This is a genomic window from Planococcus plakortidis (assembly GCF_001687605.2).
Lineage (GTDB): Bacteria > Bacillota > Bacilli > Bacillales_A > Planococcaceae > Planococcus > Planococcus plakortidis.
Window position 1 is genome coordinate 2,377,421 of the sequence record NZ_CP016539.2, and the last position, 17,021, is coordinate 2,394,441.

Here is a 17,021-nt window from a genome sequence, read left to right on the forward strand (position 1 = left end):
CACTGCCTACAAGCCCTGTCCCCCAGTCACCAAGACACGGTCGTTGAGGGTAACTTGTGCTTGTTCAATATGCACTTGATCCATGGCATTTTGCACAATCAACTCTTCGTTACTGTTGTCGTTCTTCTGTAAGACTTTCATTGTTGGATTGTCAAAAAAGGCCAGTGGATCCAGGTCATAATCGTAATCTTCTTTCAGAAGAAAGATCATCTTCGACATTTTCAATGAATCGCCGCCTATTTCAAAGAAATCGCTCTCTTCATCAAATTCGGTGTGCCCCAATACACGGCTCCACACGTGGCTGATGGATTCTTTGAAATCGAACTCCCCTGCCTCCTGCTCTTGAGCAAAGCTTGCCGTTTTCTGTTCAGCCCTTTCACTGACGGGCACAGGACTTTTTTGAAGATGATTTCTATCCAACATATAACTATAATCTGGCAATTGCTCAAGCGTACCGTCCTGAACGGCGATGACCGAGACCAAGTCTTGAATCCACTGGCTGATCACTTTTGCATCATTCGTGGAGACAAATCGCTCATTGTACGAAATCTTGTACGGAATGTCCTCGCCGAACGCAATGCTTAAACTTAGCGGTTAATTCGAACTTGGCTCCGTTTTGAGATGTATTGATCTCATAATCGATTCCTTGTTGGGAAAGCGTTTCTTGGTAACTAAACACAGTTTTATACAAACTGCCGTTTTGTGAAGTCGTAATATCGGATATCTGGGCAGGCGAGATTGAGTAAAAAGCAAAAGGCGTGACTCTCTTGCTTCTGCAAAGTTGCTCTGTACTTGTCACGAACTCTTGGCTAAAGTCGATTTGCAGCGTCACGCCGCCATTTTTCTCTTGAATAGCGCCGTAGAGATTCGATCGGTCTGGGTAGTGCATCATGTCTCCTAAATACGCTTTATACTTTTCCAGTACCGAGGGATCAACACCAGCTTTTGGTTGCTGGCTGTGGGTCATCTCAGTTTTTGGTGGCAAGCTGCCAGTTTCATAGGCATCAAACAATTGCTTTAATAAAACGTTTTTCGTTATGGAATCAGTCAGAATATGGTGAGAGTTAATGAGAAGGTAATGTTCTTGAGAGGCTGAATCTGTGAATAAGTAGAATTGGATGAGTGGATCTTTTTCCAAATCAAAGCACTGTTTCTTCAGGTCTTCGATAAGGGCCGATAATTGATAATGATCGCTATCGATTAGATGGATGAGGGAATCTTTCCGGATTTCTTTCTTGATTAAAGAATCATCCGAAAGAAAATAATTGCTATGTATTTCCGTATTATGCTCAATTACAAGTGAAATAGCTTCCTGGAATTTTGCAATTTCAACTTGATCGGCCAGTTTGAAGGCCCAAGTCTCCGTGTACAGATCTGTCACCCCAAGTTTCCTCCACAAAAAATACAATTGGTATTCAAATTCTGTAACTCGGGAAGAACTTTCCTTCAATAATTTTCCCATCTCCATTTCCTCCATTTCGTATTTAAGTAATTTATTTCCTCTTAATTTGGTAATTCGCTACCAAAATATTTCTCGATTACATATTACACATATCCTAAAAAAACTTTCAAGCCTCTAAAATTCAAAAAGTCCCTTCAATTTCAGTAAGTCAACATAGGTATTTTTACACAGTTCAATATAAATAAGTTTTTTTAATATATCAGATTTAAGTCCCTTTTATGCGGAATCACTCGATTTCTAAAGGAAACATCTCCAAACATTAATTATTTTTATATAAACTCATTTTCATCGCTTTATAATTGAAAAAAATTTTTAAAAAAATTAATTATTTAATTATTAAGTTTTTTCTGAAAATACTTTATTATTCGTCAAATTTTATTCAATTTCTTTTCCTCTGCTAATAAAATTGCATTTTTTTACAATATAAACTGTTTTTTTAAATTAAAAACGCTCGTCTTACGCACCTTTTGAATCATACAAAGCCACTTTTTTTTATCTATCACTTTCATGCTCTTTACATATTCCCAAATTTATCAAACTGGTTGACTTATACATTTTCATTATCGATAATGGTAATAGAAAGAGGTGAGTTGATGAATACAGACATTACGGCCCTTCTTGAAATCGACTGGGCACAGATCCTCCCTTTTGCCCTGCCGATTATTTTCTTTAATCTTTTGTTGATCGGCATTGCCCTTTACGACTGGGTCAAAAGAAGAGAACTAATTGCTGCCCCATACATTTGGCTAGTGGCAATCATATTGATTCAATCGCTTGGCCCGATTTTGTATTTGGTAATCGGAAGGAGAATGATAAGAAGTGATTACAGTCGAGAAGCTTCATAAAACGATCAAAAAACGAAAAATCCTGAGCGATGTTTCCTTCACTATCGCCGAAGGGGAATGCGTCGGTTTACTAGGACCTAACGGTGCCGGCAAAACGACGCTCATCAAATGCATGACCGGCATTTTGCAACACGAGCAAGGTGATATTAGGTTTCACTCCAAACCCATCGTGGAGCATAAAAAGAGCATTGGTTATTTGTCTCAGCATACGGATTTTAAACCTTGGATGTCTTGTGATGAGTCACTTCGGTTTTTCGGTAAACTTTCTGGCTTGGATTCAGCATTTCTTACCGAGAACATCCCAGCTGTATTGGAAGAAGTCGGCTTGAAAGACCGCGGGCATTACAAAGTGGAACAACTATCAGGAGGCATGAAGCAGCGCTTAGGAATCGCCCAGGCCATTTTGCACCGCCCGCTCCTGCTTATTTTGGATGAACCGGTTTCAGCGTTAGACCCGATCGGCCGAAACGAAGTAAAAAAATTGATCGCCCGCTTAAAAAAGCGGACGACCATTATCATTTCAACACATATATTGGATGATGCCAGCGAATTCTGCGATCGCTATATCATTATCAAAAATGGCCACATCGTCGGAAACATTGATGACGATTTGCATATCTCTGATCGCAAACGGATTGTAGTTAAACTTGAAAAATCCCCTCAAATGGCAGAGCCTGTGGCAAGCGCTGAAATTGATCGGATTGACAGCCTCTCTCCAAATACGTTCTTGCTGACGGGCACAGGAGAACTGAATTTAAAAAAAGTTGTCAACGACTTTGCAGAAAAAGAAATGGACATCACGTCCATCGAGTTCTATGAAAAAGGAATCGAGGAAATTTTCCTGGAGATGGTGTCTGACACATGACAAACTTTTATACACTGACGCGGACCGAGTTATTGGAAGCCGCAAAAGAATTTAAATTCATTTGGCTAACACTATTTTTTGTCATACTCGGTGTTACGCAGCCACTGATTAATAAATACATGGATGTCATCCTCGAGAATGTGGGGGGGGCAGATGGCATCACAATCGACCCGAACCGGCCGGTGCCAAGTTCTGGCGAAGTACTTCTATCGACCATTTCCGGCCAGTTCAATCAAATCGGACTCATTATTTTAATCATTAGTTTTATGGGACTGATCGCCGCTGACCGTAATAACGGCATGCAGGATTTTATTCTGACCCGTCCAGTCTCGCTTCGCTCCTACCTGCTCTCAAAGCTCACCGGCCACTGGCTCATCAGCATGTTTGCCATTGCCATTGGAGCCATCGTTTCCTACGGCTACACGATTTTCTTATTCGGTTCGTTTTCTTTCTCCAGTTTCTTATTATTTTTGTTGATGTACAGTCTATGGATCCTCTACGTCGTCAGTCTTGCAATCCTGATTAGCACGTTCATTAAAGGACCTATCCTTATTGCGGTGACGACAATCGCCATTTCGATTTTCTTCATCCTGATCAAAGGCTTTAACAATATATTGTTTCAATTATCACCAGGCGGCATCTTAAACTTGGCGGAAAACCAATTACTGCCAGTCGGTGAGTTGAATTATTTCAGCATTGCCAGTTGTATATTGTTCATTCTACTAAATCTTGCTTGGGCGAACGCCAATCTCAGAAAGTCTTAATCTAGGAGGCCAATCTATATGTTATCGATAAATAACTTGACCAAAGTTTATAAGGGATCCGAGAAAGGCATCAGGAACTTGACGCTCGATTTGGCACCAGGCGATATTTGTGCCTTTATCGGAATGAATGGTGCAGGGAAAACCACATCCATCAAATCAATCGTCGGAATTCATCGCTTTGATCGAGGCGATATTGAATTGGACAGTGTCAACATTGCGAACAATCCGCAGGAGTTTAAGCAAATGATCGGCTATTCCCCTGACACTCCAGTACTTTATGGCAATATGACTGGTTACTCTTATTTGGAGCTCATTGGCAGCATCTATCAAATAGACAATGAGACCATCAACGAGCAATTGAATACTTTGCTCAAGAAGTTGAATTTTGGGGACGCTATCCACGATCTGATTTCGACATATTCACACGGCATGAAACAAAGGCTCGTCTTGATCTCCATTCTCATGCACAATCCGAAGCTGATTATTTTGGATGAACCTTTTGTCGGTCTGGATCCGAACGCCACGTATTTCTTACAGGAAGAAATGAAAAAACGCGCAGCTGAAGGATCAATCGTCCTTTATTCAACGCACGTACTGGAAGTGGCAGAAAAACTTTGTAATAAAGTCGTAATGATCCATGACGGGGAAGTCGTGGTCAATGACACGATGATCAACTTATTATCCGAAAGCAGCTTGGGCGAAAAATTCAGGAGCATTACTGCCCATGGGTAAGTTTCTTCAATTGCAAAAGTATATCCTCAAAAACGATTTCCAGTTTTCCAGATTGGCTGCAGCCAATCATCGGGATGACCGAAAACATGCTGCTCTTACACTGGCTGGCTATTGCGCAGCCATCGTAATGGCGTTAGGGTATATTGTCTATATTGCCTTTGACCTGTACATGAACAATCAATCTGCCCTATTCTTGCCAATCCTTTCATCAATTTTATTTTGGGGACTTGGTATTTGGACGATTTTGAGCGGCATCCAAAAATTGGTCTTTTCGTCGGACACTGACTTGATTTTCAGCATGCCGCTTCCCTCCTGGCAAGCAAAACTCTTCAATGCCGGAAAATTGCTGATTTTGTATTTCCTCATTGTCGCAATGACTATCGTTGCTGGCGTCATGCTGCATCTATTCATCTTACCTTCTTTAGGTTTTGTGCTGCTGAGCGCTATAATTCTCATCATCACCTTACCTTCAGTTGTGATCGCTGCCACATTTCTTATTTCCCTGGCCGTAAAAACGCTGTTGAACTTACTGAAAGTCCATAGCAATATTATCGAAGCACTGTTGACCATCGCCTTATTTCTATCGCCTCTGTTGTATTTCGCAGCGAACGCTTCTTCACTCAATTACAAAGAAATTTTCTACAGCAGTTCTCCACTCAATTTGTTCGGTTTCATCAACGCGCAACCACAACCAGAATTCCCACAGGTATTGAGCTTCCTTGCCATTAGTATTCTCATTGTTTTGGTTGCCTGTTATTTGTTCATCAAACAATATGATTTCCTTATAGCTGCTTATTCCACATCCCGCAAGACGAAAGCCCGTGACAGTCGAGCCGTGTCGTCAAACAATCTTTTCAAATCGCTCTTCTCGAAAGAATTGCAACTTTACTTATCGTCCATCACTTATGTAAGCAACACTATTTTGACGCCTGCGCTATTGTTGATCGGCAGCCTGGCCTATTTGTTCGAGCTCTCGCCGTTATTAACCAATTATACGCTTGAGTTGTCATTCATCAGCTTATCCAGCAAATACATTTTTATTTTGTTTACGACGGTATGTATTCTTTTGACAACGACTACATCTTCCAGCCTGTCGTTTGAAGGGCGCAGCATTTGGATTGTATTGACCTCGCCACTATCATTGATAGAATTGGCGAAAGCCAAGATTGCGCTGAATATCCTGTTGTTTTTACCGGGATTAGCGTGTGCCATTACGGTATACGTGCGCAGCTTCAGCTCATCTGCCACGGAATCACTGTTATTCATTTCGTTCACAGTGTCCAGCCTGCTATTGATCAGTATTGTCGGATTTTTCATCAATCTGAAATTCCCGAATTATAATTGGTCCAGCGAAATGGAGGTCATCAAACAAGGAAAGTCCACAATCCTAACAGCTATGATTAGTATGGTACTCATTTCAGCCATTTCGGCTTTGACTATCTTCGCCTTTGATTTGACGTTTCCACTTCTTCTATTGATCAATATTTGTGTCATTGCTTGGCTAATTTATAAATTAAAAGATAGTTCGCTCGTTTTGGAATGAGAAACAAGCTGAACAGTCTGGGTAGCGATAAATGCATATATATAGTAGAAACTCAGTTCATCTGCTGGCCTTTCTTAACGCATTTACCAGTTCTTCAGGCTGAATTTTGTGAATGTCAGATGGAATCTTATGGACAGAACAAACTGCAATGATATAGCCAGTAGTGAATGTACGGACTGACGAGTGGCAGGGACCAAGATCAGCCTCGTGTTGTGGAGCCAATGACCAAATGCCGTCTTGCACTTCACAACGAGTCTTTTGCAAATCATAATTTAAGCCCACCCCTAAAAATTTCCCATACGCTTCTTTTAAACACCATAACTTATAATAGTTGGTGTTTTTTTCTTGTTCCTGACTTTCTTGCAGCCATAAAATTTCAGCGGGATGCAAAATCATTTCCATAAATCCATTATCGCCCTCGCTGATTTTCTCAATGTCAACGCCAACTGCCTGGTCGCTGATTGCACAAAAAACCCAAGAACCCGAGTGAGACAAATTGAAGTGCAGCATGTCTTGATCTGCCAGCACCGGTTTTCCGGAACTGCTTGTGCTTAAATGGATATTATCGTTGTGGTACCCAAAATCCCGAACCAACGCAAATCTCAGCAATAACTCAGCATGCATACTGCGTAGCCTGTCTTCCAAGAACTTCATTCTCTTCATTTTTTTGATTCTTTGAGGCGATATAAATTGGTGGGAGGAGTCGTTTTCAACTTCCGTTAATTTCCTACTAATATCGCACGCATATATTTTGAGCATCCTTTTTCCCCTTCCCTACCAGCTACGCTAATGCTGTTTCTTCTATTATATAGAAACAACTACCTGACCAACAAAAAAAGGGCTATCCCAAAAGGTCATGAAAAGTGACTTTTAAGGGCTGTCCCTTTTCGTCCTCTAAAGAAAAGGCTGATGTCCATTTCGACGGACGCTTTCCGCGGGCACGGCCTTAGCCGCTTCCCTCGCTCCGCTCACTCCAGGGTCTTCGGCTCGCGCTGTTCCCGCTGGAGTCGCCGTCTTCATTCCCATCAGCGGGTTTGAAAAGAAAAAAGGATACAAAAAATCGTCCATTTCTGTAAAATGGGAGTTACCACACCACCATTAGAGAAAGGACGATTTTTATGTGCAATCCGAAGATTACTTCCTCAAATTATAACACTGAACAAGCCACATTTCCACTCGCTCTGGAAGAAGGAACTGGCGTTCCGCTACACCAAAAAGCGAGTCCTACGTTCATTCCCTATAACAACCAACAAGGCTTTGCCATCTTTGATATCCAAGATCTGGTGCCAGCCAACCATGTCGCCCGGGTCATCGATGAAATGGTGGAATTGATGGATGATGAGCTGTTTTTCGCGCACTCCAAAGGCGGCGGAAGAAGCTCTTTCCATCCGAAGATGATGACCAAAGTTATCCTCTACGCTTATTCGAAGAAAATCTATTCTTCTCGAGGGATTGAAGAAACACTTACTGAACACATTCCGTCCATATGGCTCGCAGCTGGCCAACAACCGGATCACCGAACGATTAACCGGTTCCGCTCGGACCACTTAAAAACGATGATGGACTCCCTTTTCGAACAGATGATTCACCAGCTGATTGAACAGAAAGGCCAAAGCAGCCCTTGAAGATGAAACGAAGACGCCAATCTACGCGCAACGCAAAATTGACGTAGAAAGTGTGTTCGGTCATATCTAGGGCAATCGGCCGTTCCGGCGATTTCTTCTCCGCGGCTTAGAGAAAGTGCATACAGAGTTCGAGATCGTGGCATTGGCCTACAACCTCCTAAAAGTAGCCGGCATGCGCCGCCTATTTTCAGGGTCCTCGCTGATAAATGAAAAACAGACGGAGAAAAAGAATTTCTTTTTCTCCGTCTGTTTTATTTTAGGGGCTTATGGGACAGCCCCTGCCCCCTCCCTATCCCTCTACTTTTATCCCGAAGGAAAATTACGGCGATTCTCTTCCCTTCCATTTGATCTCTTCTTAAAGATCCACCATCTCCATTTGCACTTGGAAGCCCTCGTAATGCATCAGCATCCTGCCGACCTCATCCCATGAATACTGCTTGCCATTTACCACCAGCACTGGAATGTCGCGATCCTCTCCGCTCGGTTCCACCCGTCTTGCCAACCGGTCATTTGGCAGCAAGTGATATGTCTGGCCGTTTGGAAACTTACCTTCTTCGATATATGCTTCCGACATGCCGTTTTCTGCCTTAGCCAATAAACGCAAAAGCAGATCCCCTTGGTCTCCATGCAACTCGCCATATTCCCGGAATTGATACCCGCCTTCCGTCTCTTCCTCCACGTCCATGATGATGCCAATAGGATCCAAGCGCTTCCTTAAACGGAACTGATGCACTTTCCCTTGCCCGTCCTTTATCGCTACGCCTTCTAGATAGCTCGTTGCCGTAACGCCTAATTGTTTCGCCATCATTTCGTTGTAGCAATCCAAACATAGAGGATTCCTATCGAACCGGATGTAGCTTTCGTTCTTCTTGCAAACTTGACACTTCCCCAAACCTTCCACCCCTTGTTCACATTTAGTCTATGCTTCTAGAGTATGTTATGTACTAAGCATGCGCAATCGGAAAAATTCAAAGGCATGTTGAATTTCGTGCAAAGCCTGAAAAAGCCAGTAATCCGGTGGAACTGATTACTGGCTTTTTCGCTTTAAATTGTGTCAAGCACAGGGGCAAAACTAAATACAAATCGCCACCTCACGCCTTTCTGCACTCTTAAATTGTGTGATACACAGGGACACAAACACACGCCCTAAGTCCGGCTAACCAAATAAGACTCATACTTCCCAGTCAACTTCACAACCAATGCCGCCACTCCCCAATACATCAACGCAGCCACCACGAACGCTTCGACATAATACGAGTTCGACGCAGCGATCAACCTGGCTTCGGCGAAGATGTCGACAACCGTGATCATGAACCCGAGGGAGATGGCTTTCATAACGACGAGGAAGGCGCTACCGAATTCCGGCAATGCTTCAACGAGTGCCTGCGGCGTGATGATTCGCTTGAATGCCTGGAATGGTGTATATCCGAGTGATCTCGCCGCTTCGATTTGCCCGTAGCTGACCGACAGGAACGAACCTCTGATCGTTTCGGCCTGGAAGGACGAGACCGTGAGAGACACCGCAACGATGAGAATCACAACCGGTGAGATATTGTTCGCGTTGTAATCCAAATTCAGCAAGCCCGTGAAATAGCCGATGATGCTCGGCAAGGAATAATACATGATAAAGATGAACACAATCAGCGGCGTGCCTCTCAAAAACAGCTTGAACAGCATGACTACTTGCTTCAGCACCGGCACATTGTATTCCTGGACCAGTGCCATCGCGGTCCCGATCAACACCGACAGGATGAAAATGGTGATGGCCAACGCGACGGTTTGAGGGACGACACTTAAGATGCCGAAAAAGTTATCGACCAAAATATCCATGTTGAGCATTTACGCCACCCTCTTTGCTTTGAGGCCTGAATCGAGCTTGAATTTCTGCGTTTTCTTCTCAAACAAGCGCACCATGCCATCTGATAGGAAGGTCACCACTATGTAGATGGCTGCCACGATCAAGAACACTTGCACTTGGTTCATGCCGAATGAGGATGCGGCGATCAATTCCGCGCGGCCCATGATGTCAGCCACACCGAGTGCAAACACAAGCGATGTATCATGGATCAAGTGAATGAGCGCATTGCCCCAGCCCGGCAACGCGACCGGCACCGTTTGCGGCAAAATGATGCGGAAGAATTTCTTCGCCGGCGTGTAGCCCAGACTGTCGGCTGCTTCATGCTGTCCTTTGTCGACCGCCTTGTACGCAGCCCGCAACACTTCCGTCAAATAACCGCCGTGGTAAAGCGTCAAGGCCAAAATGGCCGCGACGGTCGCGCTCATGCTGGTGACATTGATGCCAAAATTCCCGAGCAATGGCGGCAACGCGTAATAGACAATGAATAATTGAATGATAATCGGCACACTTCGGGTGAACGAAGAAATAACGACCGTAATTTGCTTCAGGACCGGAATATTCTTGACGTTGATCATAGTCAGCACAGCGCCTAATAATAAGCCCAGTACCGCCGACGCCAACAGAATGATAAACGTGATATGCGCGACATCTAGTAATAACGAAACGATTTCCCATGTGCTCGGTGTAACCATACAGCAAGCCTCCCCTTTCGCAACTGGCGCTCTCTCCTGAGGGGCCCATCCGCTTCCGCCCAGGAGGGTTCGCCATCAAATTTGGCCGAGCTACTCTTTCTTCGTCACTTCATACTGGAACACGTCTTCTCCGTAGTATTCCTCCGAAATCTCAGAAAGCGTGCCTTCTTCTCTCAATTCCTTCAAGACCTGATCCACTTCTTCCATCAGCTTTTCATTTTCTTCTGATTTGTAGATGAGCATGATCGTCTCGCCGACATAGATCGGATCTGGCTGCACCACTTTCAAGCCGAGCTCTTCGATGATTTCGTTCTGCCCTAGGTTCGCCGGACCGATGAATGCATCGTATTTGCCGTCGTCAATTTCTTTCAAGCGCTGTGCGTAAGGGATATCGCCACTGGATTCTTCCAGCTCAAGTTTATGATCAGGGTTCGCTTCCTGCCAGTCCAACACCACTTGCAAGGTTCCACCGCCCGCTGTAAATGGCGTGATTTTCTTGCCGACCAAATCTTCGAGCGTTTCAATGCCGCTGCCTTCTTTTACATACATTTTGATCAAGCTGCGGCCAGTCGGTTCAGATGGCACGAGGAATTGCTCTTCCCGTTCAGGCGTCGGGTAAAAACCGCCGACGTTCAACTCATACTTCCCTGTTTTCAATCCCGTTTCCTGCGCACTGTCCGCAACCGCTTGAATGTTAAATGCATAATCTTCGAGTTTTTCATCGATGGCCCGCAAGACGTCCGGCTCATAGCCAAGGATCTTGCCGTCCGCTGTCTGCCAGCTTAAGTTCTTCGATGTTGGCGGGGTCGTCACTTCAATCGTCCTGACGTCGCCGTCCGCTTGCACTTCCGATGCCGGCTCATCGCCGCACGCTGCCAAAGCCATAACCGATCCCAATGTGAACACAGCCAATGTACGTTTCTTCAATAAAAACATCCCCTTTTTGTTTTTTTATGAATGAACTGCCATTAATTCCACTGCTTGCGGGTAATACTGCTTGAGAAATTGCCGTGTCCGTTCGTTTTGCGATTGTTCGAAGATTTCTTCAGGCGACCCTTGTTCGACGATATGGCCTTTTTCCATAAAGACGATTTTATTCGATACTTTGCGGGCAAAGTCCATTTCGTGTGTGACGAGAAGAATCGTGACACCGGTCTGTGCAACGCGTTCAATGACTTTCAGCACTTCTGCGACGAGTTCGGGGTCGAGTGATGAGGTCGGTTCATCAAATAGCACGACATCCGGTTTAACGGCCAAGGCCCGTGCAATGCTCACCCGTTGCTGTTGGCCGCCTGACAAGCGCGAAGGATACTCGTCTTTCTTTTCCAATAAGCCGACTTTCTCAAGTAGATCGATGCTTATTTCGTACGCTTCTTTTTTGGACTTTTTCTGGACAGCGATTTGGGCATCCATGACGTTTTCAACAACTGTTTTGTTTTTGAATAAATTAAACTGCTGGAACACCATCGCCGTGTTGCGCCTTAATTGAAGAATCTCTTTTTTATGGATTTTCTTGAAATCAACGCTGACATCCGAGAGCTGCATTTGCCCTTCGTCCGGTTCGACCAGGTAATTGACACATTTCAAAATCGTCGTCTTCCCCGTTCCACTCGGCCCGATAAACGTGACGACGTCGCCTTTATTGACCTGCAAATCCACGCCTTTCAATACTTCCTTATCCCCGAATGACACTTTCAAGTTTTGAATCGCTAACATGAACCCTCACTCCTTTACGGAATTATTGTCAATTGCATGTGTTTCAGTTAATTAGTTTTGCGGCGGCGCCGTAGCTGCTCAATTCTTCAAAGGTGATGTTCTCAAGATTGACGCCTTCTTTGCGGTAATCCACTGCCGACAGCAAGCAAGTGATGTCGATCAGCGAGTCGGTGTATGGAATTTCAATTCCGGCTTTTTTGGCAATTTCCGAAATGGCCACCAAGCCGAACGGAATGTCTTCTGTAAAGTAACGGTGATTCAAGGTGGTCGGCCCATTACCTTCCGGGAACAAGCCAGGTAAGGCCTTGTACAAATCGGAATAATCGGTGCCGTAGAAATTGTTCAAGATGCTCAAAATGTCTTGGGTCTCGACGTGGAACAGATCGGCAATCTTTCTGCGCTCTTCGTCCACTTTTTCGATGTACCGCACCGTCAATGGCGAGACGCCGTCCGGGTAAAAGCGGAACGCTTTCGAATCGTCGATGCGGCTGGCGTTGAACACCGAGATCGGCACATGGACGACGACGTTCGTGTTGTTGAACGAAGTCTCGAAAATGTTCTTGGATGGAATGAGATGCGGAAACCGTTCCCAGAACTGCAGCGGCAATGCCGGCTGCCCGTTAGCTGTCGCAAGCGTGCTGAGCAACACATTGCTCTTGATCCGCCGAATCACCACGCCCCCTGCATCGTCGGCGTTGCTGATGAACGGTTGTGCACTCGTCTCGGCGATCGTGATGTTTTTCGCTTCAATGTCACTTCCGAGAATCTGCTTGCACTCAATCGCTCCCCAGTATCCCGGAATAAAGACAATGGTCTGATTGGGCTCTAAATACGGCTGCATTTCCTTGATGACCGGCTTATGCCCGTCCGCCGTCGTCGAGACGATGATGATCTCAGCTCCACTCACTACTTGCTCCATCGAAGTCGACGCTTTCAGTAGAACCGAACCGGAATAGATGCCGGTTACGTCCAATCCATCACGGGAAATCTGTTTCGCTCTGTGTTCATCTCTTGTGTACAACTTCACCTGTTCCTCGTTCAATGCCAGATAGCCAGCAATTGCTTGGCCTGTATTTCCTCCACCGATCACTGCATAAGTCACAGAACCACCCCTAAGTTTAGTTTATGGCCAGGTTATTTCCCCTCGCTCGCTGCTTTGTTCGCGCTCTCGTATTGTTCGACTGCCTTGACCGCGACTTTCATCGCTTCAATGATGTGTTTTTCAATCTCCAGCTCCGCCCGGTCTTTATCCCGGTTGACCATGGCATCCAGAATGACTTCGTGCTCATCGGAGGAAGTTTTGATCTCCACTAAATGCTGGTGCGCCAAATGTCGATAGCGATTAAGCCGGTCGTTCAACTGGAAGATGATCTTCACGACCGTGGTGTTATTGCTGATGGTATAGATAGCGTTGTGGAACTTGCCGCCGAAATCCTCGGTGTCTTTGTAATTCTCTAAACGCGAAGTCAATTGCACCATCTTTGTGAGATAGGATAAATACTCAATCGACTCATCCGTTAAATTATCGATGGCGTCGCGGATCAAGATTCCTTCGAGCTTGCTTCGCATAATAAACAGCTCTTTTACTTCTTTGATCGAAATGGGCGTGACACTGAAAGTGCCATTGTAATTACGCACCACTAACTCTTCCACTTCCAAGCGCTGCAACGCTTCACGAAGCGGCGTCCGGCTGATTTCCAGTTCTTTCCCAAGCTTCTCATTAACAATCGCCTGGCCAGGTTCCAACACACATTTCAAGATCTTTTCTTTAATTTGTTCATATGCAATATCTTTTGCGGATATTCTGCCTAAATTGCCTTCCATCGTCTCAAACAGGATGGCCACCCCCTTTAAATATTTTAATATCTGAATAATTGTATACAGTTATTATAACTTTAATTATTCAGAATACAATTACTATTTTGATTTTTATTGAAATTAGTTTAGAATTTTTAATAATAAACATAGAAAAAGCCCCCGATTAAATGCATCGACGGCTTTTCGAAAATTTAAAAATAAAATGTTATTTTATATCTCATGATTGTTTAGTAAATCGATATGCTGGAAAAAACTGAACCCGCTTATCTACCCTTCCTGCTGCGCATAGCTCCTGATAAACTTCTTCATTCCATATTTTTCGGCCAGTGCAAATTGGAGCAAGTAATGTTTCAATGGCCATTCTCGAATGTAATTGCTCTTTTGGACTCCAAATTTTTTGGAGTCCTTTTTCTTTTGCCCAAATGTATAATGCGCACTTCAACAATTTATCAGTTTCAAAGTACTGAAGTCTCGAAGCTTTAGCATCAAATAAAGTATAGACGATGCTTTCTTGTACTTGGCTAAAGTTCATAGCTATTACTTTATTATTAAAGCTAAGTTCGACTGCTACATAATCGTCAAAACTGTCTACCTTTACAAAGGCAAGATACTGATTCAAGCTTTTATATGTTTCTTCATCAGAACGATGGACAAAGCTTTTGAATACGTTTATTGCAGCCTCCCCTTCAATCACCCTGTATTCTACACCGGAGTCTATGGCATTCCAAAGTTTGCTTAAATCTTCTTTACCAATTTGATCGAGCGGCTTTTCTAAATCCATACCGTATCTATCTCTTACATATTCAAGCTCGTAGCAATCCAGAAAATCTACTGCATTTGCAAAAGGGGAGCTAAACTCTACTTCTTCACACACGATATTGTTTTCTAAACAGTATTTTTGAAATGCCTCTGTAAATTCAAAAACCAGATCCCATTTCCGTTCTGGAATGCAATTTATGACTACTGGTCCTCCAAACCCTGGTGTTGGAACCAAGTCATAAAAAACTTCGCCATCGATCATTTTATCAATCGCACGTTTAGTGAAGATATGCTTTATATGGCCGGCTTCATTTTTGAATTCAAAAACTTCGTAATTATCAATTTTTGTAGTGTTATATAGTCCATCATTTAGAAAGATGTTTTTCATTTTGCTTTCCCTCGCTTTCTTTAGAATGAACATGTTATAGAAAGTGTAAAGAAGCTAGGTTAAAATCTCGTTAAACAGAAAAAACCACTTGATTCTGGTTCGAATCAAGTGGTTTTGCTATTACTTCGTTACAGAAGCGGAATTTGTTACTCCAAGACATTGCTGGATTTTCGAGATAACTCGTGATTGTTGCTCTTCTGTCATATTTGAACCAGATGGCAAGCACAGTCCTCTTTCGAAAAGCTTCTCACTGACAATCTCATCGTCGCTATGAGCATAGAAGTCATTACCTTCAAACAATGGTTGAAGATGTAGCGGCTTCCATACTGGACGCGCTTCAATATTTTCTTCAGCTAATGCTTCGATAATTTCACCAGGCGTAACAGAGATTTTCTCAGGATCTAAAGTTAAAGTCGTGAGCCAGCGATTTCCGTAAGTACCTTCAAGCTCAGGCATAAAGTCTAAACCATCGATACCACCAAGTGTTTCCACATAGCGATTAAATACCGCCCGTCTCGCCAATACACGTTCATCCAACACTTCCAACTGAGCACGGCCGACCCCTGCCAGGATATTGCTGAGGCGATAATTATAGCCTACAACACTATGCTGGTAATGAACTGCTTGATCTCTTGCTTGCGTCGCCAAGAACCGGGCACGCTTCAAGCCTTGGACATCATTCGAGATGAGCATTCCTCCGCCGGAAGTTGTGATAATTTTGTTCCCATTGAATGAAAAGATACCGTATTTGCCGAACGATCCACTTGGCTGTCCTTTGTAATAAGAACCTAATGATTCAGCCGCATCTTCTACAATCGGAACCCCGAAGCGGTCACAAATGGCCATCAACTCATCCAGCATAGCGGACTGTCCATATAGATGAACAATGATAACCACCTTAGGTAGTTTGCCTTTTTGTTCAGCATCTTTTAATGCCTTCTCAAGAGCGACTGGGGACATATTCCATGTGGACTCTTCTGAATCGATGAAGACCGGTGTCGCACCTGTATACAAAATCGGATTCGCACTGGCGATGAAAGTCAGTGTCGAACAAAATACAGTATCTTCTTTACCAACTTCAAGCAATTCTAATGCCAAATGAATCGCAGCAGTTCCAGAACTCGTTGCTGCTGCATCTTCTACTTGTGCATACGCTGCGATTTCTTTTTCAAAACCGTCGACGTTTGGGCCAAGAGGAGCAATCCAATTCGAATCAAAGGCGTAGTCAATATAAGATTTTTCGTTTCCACTCATATGCGGAGACGAGAGAAAGATTCTTTCCGTCATAAAATCGCTCCTAAGCTTTCCGATTGGCAGTGCTTACTGTCTGATCGGCTGTTTTGATAATGCGTGCCGGCACACCGACTGCTGTCGAATGTTCTTCAATATCATCGATTACGACAGATCCTGCACCAATTGTACTCCAAGCTCCGATACTTTTTGTCGGGATAACCGTAGCCCCGGCTCCAATATGGACACCGTCGCCAACTAATACACCGCCAGTAATCATGGCCCCAGGAGAGACATGCGCGTAGTCGCCAATCACACAATCGTGTTCAATCACTAGACGTGTATTCAAGATGACATGGGAGCCAACTTTCGCGGCTGCGTTTACAATGACTCCTGGCATAACGACTGTACCAGGGCCAAGTTCAGCACTCGGGCTGACGATTGCTTCTTTATGAATAATGGTCGCGTAGTTATCCTCTGATAAATTAAGCTTACTTGCAATTTTTTGTCGCACAGCGTTTGCACCGATGGCAATGACAACTTTGGCTTGTTCCTGGCGAATCAGCTCATGGACTGAAGAGCTTGGCCCATAGAAACATTCACCTCTTTTTTCAAGTTCTGAATACTTGTCATCTAATCTTGCAATTACTGTATCTCCATTGGATGTAACGTTATCCGCTATGACACGCGCATGACCGCTATCCCCGATTAATATTACTTTCAC

Annotated in this window: 19 protein-coding genes; 6 read left to right on the forward strand and 13 right to left on the reverse strand. The window is 44.1% G+C overall.

The window, feature by feature from the left end; all coding sequences use genetic code 11:
• Positions 1–6: 6 nt before the first annotated feature.
• Positions 7–507 carry an acyl carrier protein gene (locus tag BBI15_RS11965; RefSeq protein ID WP_068869784.1) on the reverse strand — a complete coding sequence of 167 codons (501 nt, stop codon included), beginning with the start codon at positions 505–507 and terminating at the stop codon, positions 7–9.
• Positions 508–535: 28 nt separating this feature from the next.
• Positions 536–1,462, reverse strand: a complete 927-nt coding sequence (locus BBI15_RS11970) for a condensation domain-containing protein (RefSeq protein WP_068869786.1) — start codon at positions 1,460–1,462, stop codon at positions 536–538.
• 593 nt (positions 1,463–2,055) lie between these two features.
• Between BBI15_RS11970 and BBI15_RS11975 the strand changes: the two genes are divergently transcribed.
• From BBI15_RS11975 to BBI15_RS11995, 5 genes are read left to right on the forward strand one after another with little or no spacing between them, the layout of a single operon-like run.
• A complete protein-coding gene (locus BBI15_RS11975) occupies positions 2,056–2,307 on the forward strand; it encodes a PLDc N-terminal domain-containing protein (RefSeq protein WP_068869788.1) in 252 nt (83 codons plus the stop codon).
• Positions 2,282–3,172, forward strand: coding sequence for an ABC transporter ATP-binding protein (locus BBI15_RS11980; protein WP_068869790.1), 891 nt, complete (start codon positions 2,282–2,284; stop codon positions 3,170–3,172). The genes BBI15_RS11975 and BBI15_RS11980 overlap by 26 nt, the downstream gene beginning before the upstream one ends.
• Positions 3,169–3,936 carry an ABC transporter permease gene (locus BBI15_RS11985; protein WP_068869791.1) on the forward strand — a complete coding sequence of 256 codons (768 nt, stop codon included), beginning with the start codon at positions 3,169–3,171 and terminating at the stop codon, positions 3,934–3,936. The genes BBI15_RS11980 and BBI15_RS11985 overlap by 4 nt, the downstream gene beginning before the upstream one ends.
• Before the next feature lie 18 nt (positions 3,937–3,954).
• Positions 3,955–4,668 carry an ABC transporter ATP-binding protein gene (locus BBI15_RS11990; RefSeq protein WP_068869793.1) on the forward strand — a complete coding sequence of 238 codons (714 nt, stop codon included), beginning with the start codon at positions 3,955–3,957 and terminating at the stop codon, positions 4,666–4,668.
• Between the two features lie 52 nt (positions 4,669–4,720).
• A complete protein-coding gene (locus BBI15_RS11995) occupies positions 4,721–6,211 on the forward strand; it encodes a hypothetical protein (protein ID WP_157101659.1) in 1,491 nt (496 codons plus the stop codon).
• Positions 6,212–6,268: 57 nt separating this feature from the next.
• Here the strand turns inward: BBI15_RS11995 and BBI15_RS12000 are convergent, their stop codons facing one another.
• Complete coding sequence (locus BBI15_RS12000) at positions 6,269–6,970, reverse strand: 4'-phosphopantetheinyl transferase family protein (protein ID WP_068869797.1); 702 nt, start codon at positions 6,968–6,970, stop codon at positions 6,269–6,271.
• A 359-nt stretch (positions 6,971–7,329) separates the two neighbouring features.
• On the opposite strand from BBI15_RS12000, the gene BBI15_RS12005 reads away from it, so the two are divergent.
• Positions 7,330–7,836: a transposase gene (locus BBI15_RS12005; protein ID WP_068869799.1), complete on the forward strand. Its 507-nt coding sequence runs from the start codon at positions 7,330–7,332 to the stop codon at positions 7,834–7,836.
• Positions 7,837–8,191: 355 nt separating this feature from the next.
• On the opposite strand, the gene BBI15_RS12010 is transcribed toward BBI15_RS12005, so the two are convergent.
• The 10 genes from BBI15_RS12010 to BBI15_RS12055 all read right to left on the reverse strand — a co-directional run bounded on the left by BBI15_RS12010 (position 8,192) and on the right by BBI15_RS12055 (position 17,021).
• Complete coding sequence (locus BBI15_RS12010; protein WP_418312487.1) at positions 8,192–8,737, reverse strand: DUF7686 domain-containing protein; 546 nt, start codon at positions 8,735–8,737, stop codon at positions 8,192–8,194.
• Positions 8,738–8,982: 245 nt separating this feature from the next.
• Positions 8,983–9,675, reverse strand: a complete 693-nt coding sequence (locus tag BBI15_RS12015; protein ID WP_068869803.1) for an amino acid ABC transporter permease — start codon at positions 9,673–9,675, stop codon at positions 8,983–8,985.
• A complete protein-coding gene (locus tag BBI15_RS12020; protein WP_068869805.1) occupies positions 9,676–10,386 on the reverse strand; it encodes an amino acid ABC transporter permease in 711 nt (236 codons plus the stop codon). It lies immediately after the preceding gene.
• A gap of 90 nt (positions 10,387–10,476) precedes the next feature.
• Positions 10,477–11,313, reverse strand: coding sequence for a transporter substrate-binding domain-containing protein (locus tag BBI15_RS12025; RefSeq protein ID WP_084632875.1), 837 nt, complete (start codon positions 11,311–11,313; stop codon positions 10,477–10,479).
• Positions 11,314–11,337: 24 nt separating this feature from the next.
• Positions 11,338–12,102 (reverse strand): amino acid ABC transporter ATP-binding protein, encoded by a 765-nt coding sequence (locus BBI15_RS12030; RefSeq protein ID WP_068869810.1) that lies wholly within the window; start codon positions 12,100–12,102, stop codon positions 11,338–11,340.
• Between the two features lie 43 nt (positions 12,103–12,145).
• On the reverse strand, positions 12,146–13,204 hold the full coding sequence (locus tag BBI15_RS12035; protein WP_068869812.1) for an NAD/NADP-dependent octopine/nopaline dehydrogenase family protein: 1,059 nt from the start codon (positions 13,202–13,204) through the stop codon (positions 12,146–12,148).
• Between the two features lie 32 nt (positions 13,205–13,236).
• Positions 13,237–13,947 carry a GntR family transcriptional regulator gene (locus BBI15_RS12040; RefSeq protein WP_157101660.1) on the reverse strand — a complete coding sequence of 237 codons (711 nt, stop codon included), beginning with the start codon at positions 13,945–13,947 and terminating at the stop codon, positions 13,237–13,239.
• A gap of 190 nt (positions 13,948–14,137) precedes the next feature.
• Complete coding sequence (locus BBI15_RS12045) at positions 14,138–15,067, reverse strand: hypothetical protein (protein ID WP_068869815.1); 930 nt, start codon at positions 15,065–15,067, stop codon at positions 14,138–14,140.
• A gap of 120 nt (positions 15,068–15,187) precedes the next feature.
• On the reverse strand, positions 15,188–16,354 hold the full coding sequence (locus BBI15_RS12050; RefSeq protein WP_068869817.1) for an aminotransferase class I/II-fold pyridoxal phosphate-dependent enzyme: 1,167 nt from the start codon (positions 16,352–16,354) through the stop codon (positions 15,188–15,190).
• A 10-nt stretch (positions 16,355–16,364) separates the two neighbouring features.
• A complete protein-coding gene (locus tag BBI15_RS12055) occupies positions 16,365–17,021 on the reverse strand; it encodes an acetyltransferase (protein ID WP_068869819.1) in 657 nt (218 codons plus the stop codon).